Here is a 4,869-nt window from a genome sequence, read left to right on the forward strand (position 1 = left end):
TCTCTCCCCTGGTGGCACCAAAATGGTGTCGAGTCTCCATGAGTTTTTTCTTTTCTTCTTCCGTAAGAGTCTTCAGGAATCCTTCCACATAAGCCAACGTGGTCATCCCACCACCACAATCAGAAGGCTTTTTGCACCAAAGCACTAGATAGTTCGGTGGGGTTTGATAATCGCTGGCTTCTGTATGAGGAAGCAAACGCCTTTCACCTCTGGCATCGGAAAATTTCATCAATTCTGGTTCATATCTGACATAGAAAATCGGTTGCCCATATTGCAGGATTAACTCACCACCTGTGACCAATTTTGAAAATTCGATCCAGTCAAAATTGGGGTCTTCAGTTTCCACATAAATAAAGTTGTTTTGCTCCAGTAAGTTCTGATAATCAGTAATTGATTTATCAAATTCGGGCATTTTAATTGCCTGAGCAGTTAACATCAAAACTCCTTTTTTTTATAAGGCTGACAAAAATTAACTATAGGGGAAATAAATTCAATACTGGTTACTTGTTTACATTTTTTTAAAAAAAAACACATAATAAAATATAAAACAACTAATTATTAAGTAATTACAATGGATTCGTGATATATAAGGGTGTTTCTCAACCAGAGGTTTTGCCATTTATGCCACGGGGGACTTTCATCTGTTCAAAGTTTCCCTCTTAAGCTGCTGTGCATTTTCTTGATGCCGTCGCTCATGGGGGAAACCGCCTGTTCCCTTGCTGCATCGCTTAAATTGCCTATTTTCCAATTAGAAAAAAACCTCAAAACCCTCTCCCCATCTACTATCTACGCCAGCTAGCCAGTTAAGTGTGTAACAGCTTATTAAGGGGGGCTGTAGTCATAGTCAAGCTTTTAGCATTTAAGACAAGCTTCTAGATTCAGTCTCTTAGAGACTTTTTGTTAAATAAAGGTTAAAGTTAGTTAAAGTTAAATAAAGCTTAAATTATTGCGTAGGGTGAGATAGGCGGCGAGTACTTTAAAAGCTCACCTGTAGCGAGAGCTGTCTGCCTTAACTCACCCCTATTAAGTACTCTATATTTCTTAAGATTTACTTTATAAATAGTCTCTAAGTTTTAGAGCAATTCTGATTTGGGTGAGGTTTTTAGGGAGCTAAGGCCGTGAGCCACGCTTACTGGCAGAGCCAGACGCTGCGCGAACGCGAACAGAGCTGGTAAGAGGGAAGAGGTAAAAAATAGTGAATAATGGATAATTGCCTTTTGCTGATTACCCATTATTCACTATCCATTAGCAGCCCAGTAATAAGATAAGTAATCGTAAGCATTCAGCTATCAGCCGTCAGCCGTGAGCTAAAAGCTCACGCTACGCGAACAGCTTATTTTATTCAAAAGCACCATTAGTAACGTACGCTATGGGCATAAACTGTTCCCGTAGCGTGGCCACAGACCTTTAGCAGGGATTGCGCTACTTGAGGTGCTGCGCGAACAGTAGCGCATTAGCACCTCAAGTAGCGTGGCCGTAGGCCTTTAGCTGATAGCTGACGGCTGAATGCTTACAAGTAATCAAACAAACTTAATATTACTTCCCAATACAGAAACGGCTGAAAATGCGGTCAAGCACTGATTCGGTTACTTCCTCTCCTGTAATTTCTCCCAAGGCTTGAATTGCTCCACGCAAATCTATCGTCCAAAAATCTAAGGGTAACTCTTTTGCAATAGTTTCTTGCACTTGCTGAAGAGACATTTTCGCCCGGGTCAACGCAGCAGCTTGTCGTTGGTTAATCGCTAAATCTAAATCAGCGGCTTGCAGGTTGCCACGATTTACTGCGTCAAGAATTGCCTTCTCCAGAGCATCAATCCCTTGATTGTAGGCAGCCGCTGTCTTCACTACTTGCTCTATAGTATTAGGATAGCATAGGGTAGATTCACTCTTATCACTGGCTAGGTCAGTTTTGTTAATTACTAGAATTACCGGACGTTCTTGCACCTGTTGGTAAATTTCCTGGTCTCCTGCACTCCAGCCAGTGGTTGCTTCAATCACCAGTAATACTAAGTCAGCCGCCATCGCTGCACTACGCGATCGCTCTACTCCAATCTTCTCCACTTGGTCAGCCGTTTCCCGAATTCCTGCTGTATCGAGCACCTGTACCGGAATTCCCCCAACTACTAACTGGGATTCTACTACATCTCTAGTGGTACCAGGAAGGTCAGTGACAATAGCGCGATCGCATCGACTCCAGGCATTCAATAAACTGGATTTTCCGACATTGGGTCGCCCCAGGATTACCACTTTTAAACCTGTGCGCAATAGCTCACCTTGATCCGCTGTGGCTAATAGTTGGGATACTTCTGTTAAGATATTGTTAAGTTGAGCTACAATTGCGCCTTGATCAAGGGGCGGTAAATCCTCCTCAAAATCAATTCGAGCCTCAATTTCTGCCAAAATATCCAGGCAAGTAGCTCTAGCTTCCCGAATGGGTGTGGCGAGCTTGCCCTGCAACCCAGCTAGGGCCGCTTGAACCGCTGCTGGGGAGCGAGACCCCACTAAGTCAGCAACACTTTCTGCTTGAGTCAAATCCAAACGCCCATTCAAAAATGCCCGCAGGGTAAATTCTCCTGGCTGTGCTAATCTCGCTCCTTGTTCTAGGCACAATTGCAACACTTTTTGTACAGGCATGATCCCACCGTGGCAATGGAACTCTACCACATCTTCACGAGTGTAGGAACGGGGAGCTTGCATAATTAGCAGCAATGCCTCATCCACTAGCTGTTGGGTTTTGGGATGACGCACATAGCCGTAGAGAATCCGGTGACTCTCCCAAGCCTGACGCCCCGGTGCCTGGAATAAAGTACGGGCAATTGCGATCGCATCTCTTCCTGACAGTCGCACAATACCGATACTCCCTTGTTGGGGTACAACTGCTGTTGCGATCGCAGCAATGGTTTGACTCTCGAACATTTCAGATCAAATTCGGTTAACTTACCATCATATCCCTTTTCGTGGTATAGGAGTCGGGAGTCGGGAGTCGGGAGTTGGGAATCGGGAGTCGGGAATCGGGAATCGGGAGTCGGGAGTCGGGAATCGGGAAAAAATGCTGTTTACCTGATTAGGCTAGAAACCGCATCACCTATTAGCGTAACCGAAAATTCCAGGCACTATTTGGGAAGTGATTAACCAGAGTGGTCAGCGGTCAGCGGTCAGCGGTCAGCGGTCAGTGGTCAGTGGTCAGCTTAAAACAAGGTAATAGGTAATAGGTAATGGCGTTGCTGAATTAAGGAATGAATGCGCGATCATTTGGTTTGATTGAAGCCCCCTAAATCCCCCAATTATGGGGGACTTTGATAGTTTTGTTCCCCCCAGAATTGGGGGGCTAGGGGGGCAAAACCATACGCATAATCAGCAACGCCTAGGTAATAGGTAATAGGTAATAGGTAATAGGTAATAGGTAAAAAATCCTATCTACCTCATAGTTATGAAAAGCGCTGATAGCTGATAGCTGATTGCTGATTGCTGATTAATTATAGCTGATTGCTGATTGCTGATTGCTGATTGCTTACGTATTAGCAGCAAAGCTGACTGCTGTTCGCGTAGCGTGGCCAAAGGCCTTTAGCTGATTACTGACATAGTTTTTGATATTGCCATTAATGATAACAATAATAAATGAGTTGTGAAAACGATAATATTTGGTAAATTTCTACGAATAAATCCAAATTTTACCTTATTTATTTCACGGTAGAAATATAAGGGTAATCTTACCACTACTCTAGTATTTGTTTGTATTTTTTTGATAAAGATGACCAGAGCTTTGTGAAGTTTTTAACTACTGCCAAACCTAATTTATCAAGATTGCAATAAATTTAACTATATAATAAAAGATTCGATTAATTTTGTTAAGTATCCAGCAATTTAAATTTAAAATTAAAACCGATTAAGATAACGAAATAAAAAAGATTTTACGAATAAGCCAGATGAAATTAGCTGTGAGTAGAATTAGTCAATCCCTGAGCGTCCTCTATGTGTTGGCAGGACCTCTTTGGGTTATACCGACAATAGCACAGCCGATTCAAGCCGATCACACCACTGACACGGAAGTTATCCAAGATGGTAATCGCTTTGATATTGACGGAGGTACTCAATCAGGTGATGGCTCTAATCTATTTCACAGCTTTCAGGAGTTTGGTTTAGACCAAGACCAAATTGTTAATTTTTTGTCTCAACCCGGTATCAAAAACATTCTCAATCGGGTTACAGGTGGCAACGCTTCAGTGATTAACGGTCTCATCCAAGTCACAGGGGGCAACGCCAACCTGTTTTTAATGAATCCAGCGGGGATAATTTTTGGTGCCGATGCCCAGCTGAACATTCCAGGATCATTAACCGCTACCACCGCTACAGATATTGGCTTTGGTGATAATAATTGGTTTAGTGCCTTTGGTGACAACGACTACTTGTCCTTAATTGGAACACCTAGTGTATTTAGGTTCGAGACATTAGGTACACCAGGAGCCATTATCAATCAGGGCCAGCTAGAGGTGACACCAGGAAATAACCTAACCTTACTGGGTGGCACTGTGATCAGTACTGGAGAACTGGCAGCACAAGAGGGAAAAATTACGGTAGCTGCTGTACCAGGGGAAAGTTTAGTGAAAATTACCCAAGAGGGGCACTTGCTGAATTTGGAAATTCACCCCCTACTCACTGACCAACAATCCTTGACACCTGTGCAATTGCCTGAACTTTTAACTGGCCCTGATGTAGGTCATGCCACAGAATTCAAGGATAATGGTGATGGTACTGTAACGTTGCAGGATTCAGGCATCACTTTGGAGTCTGGGGATGTAGCGGCAAAGGAAGTAACGGCAGAGACTGCAACCCTGTCCGCCAACAATAACCTGACTCTAGTAGAAAGCA

5 protein-coding genes and 1 pseudogene are annotated in these 4,869 nt (G+C 43.3%); 2 read left to right on the top strand and 4 right to left on the bottom strand.

The genetic code is table 11. The features are described from left to right. The 3 genes and pseudogenes from F6K20_RS24365 to mnmE all read right to left on the bottom strand — a co-directional run. Positions 1–436 (bottom strand): annotated as a pseudogene (locus F6K20_RS24365) (hypothetical protein); the annotation flags it as partial. A gap of 637 nt (positions 437–1,073) precedes the next feature. Beyond that, positions 1,074–1,232 (bottom strand): hypothetical protein, encoded by a 159-nt coding sequence (locus F6K20_RS24370; protein ID WP_287296340.1) that lies wholly within the window; start codon positions 1,230–1,232, stop codon positions 1,074–1,076. A 304-nt stretch (positions 1,233–1,536) separates the two neighbouring features. Continuing rightward, on the bottom strand, positions 1,537–2,916 hold the full coding sequence (gene mnmE, locus F6K20_RS24375) for a tRNA uridine-5-carboxymethylaminomethyl(34) synthesis GTPase MnmE (RefSeq protein ID WP_287296342.1): 1,380 nt from the start codon (positions 2,914–2,916) through the stop codon (positions 1,537–1,539). Here mnmE and F6K20_RS24380 point away from each other — a divergent pair. Next, positions 2,902–3,132, top strand: a complete 231-nt coding sequence (locus F6K20_RS24380; RefSeq protein ID WP_131826988.1) for a hypothetical protein — start codon at positions 2,902–2,904, stop codon at positions 3,130–3,132. The genes mnmE and F6K20_RS24380 overlap by 15 nt on opposite strands. A 285-nt stretch (positions 3,133–3,417) precedes the next feature. Here the strand turns inward: F6K20_RS24380 and F6K20_RS24385 are convergent, their stop codons facing one another. After that, positions 3,418–3,558, bottom strand: coding sequence for a hypothetical protein (locus tag F6K20_RS24385; RefSeq protein ID WP_287296343.1), 141 nt, complete (start codon positions 3,556–3,558; stop codon positions 3,418–3,420). 380 nt (positions 3,559–3,938) lie between these two features. Here F6K20_RS24385 and F6K20_RS24390 point away from each other — a divergent pair. Further along, the coding region (locus F6K20_RS24390) for a filamentous hemagglutinin N-terminal domain-containing protein (protein ID WP_287296345.1) at positions 3,939–4,869 on the top strand (931 nt) is incomplete at its 3' end.

It is taken from the genome of Moorena sp. SIO2C4 (assembly GCF_010672485.1).
In the GTDB taxonomy this organism is placed as follows: Bacteria; Cyanobacteriota; Cyanobacteriia; order Cyanobacteriales; family Coleofasciculaceae; genus Moorena; species Moorena producens.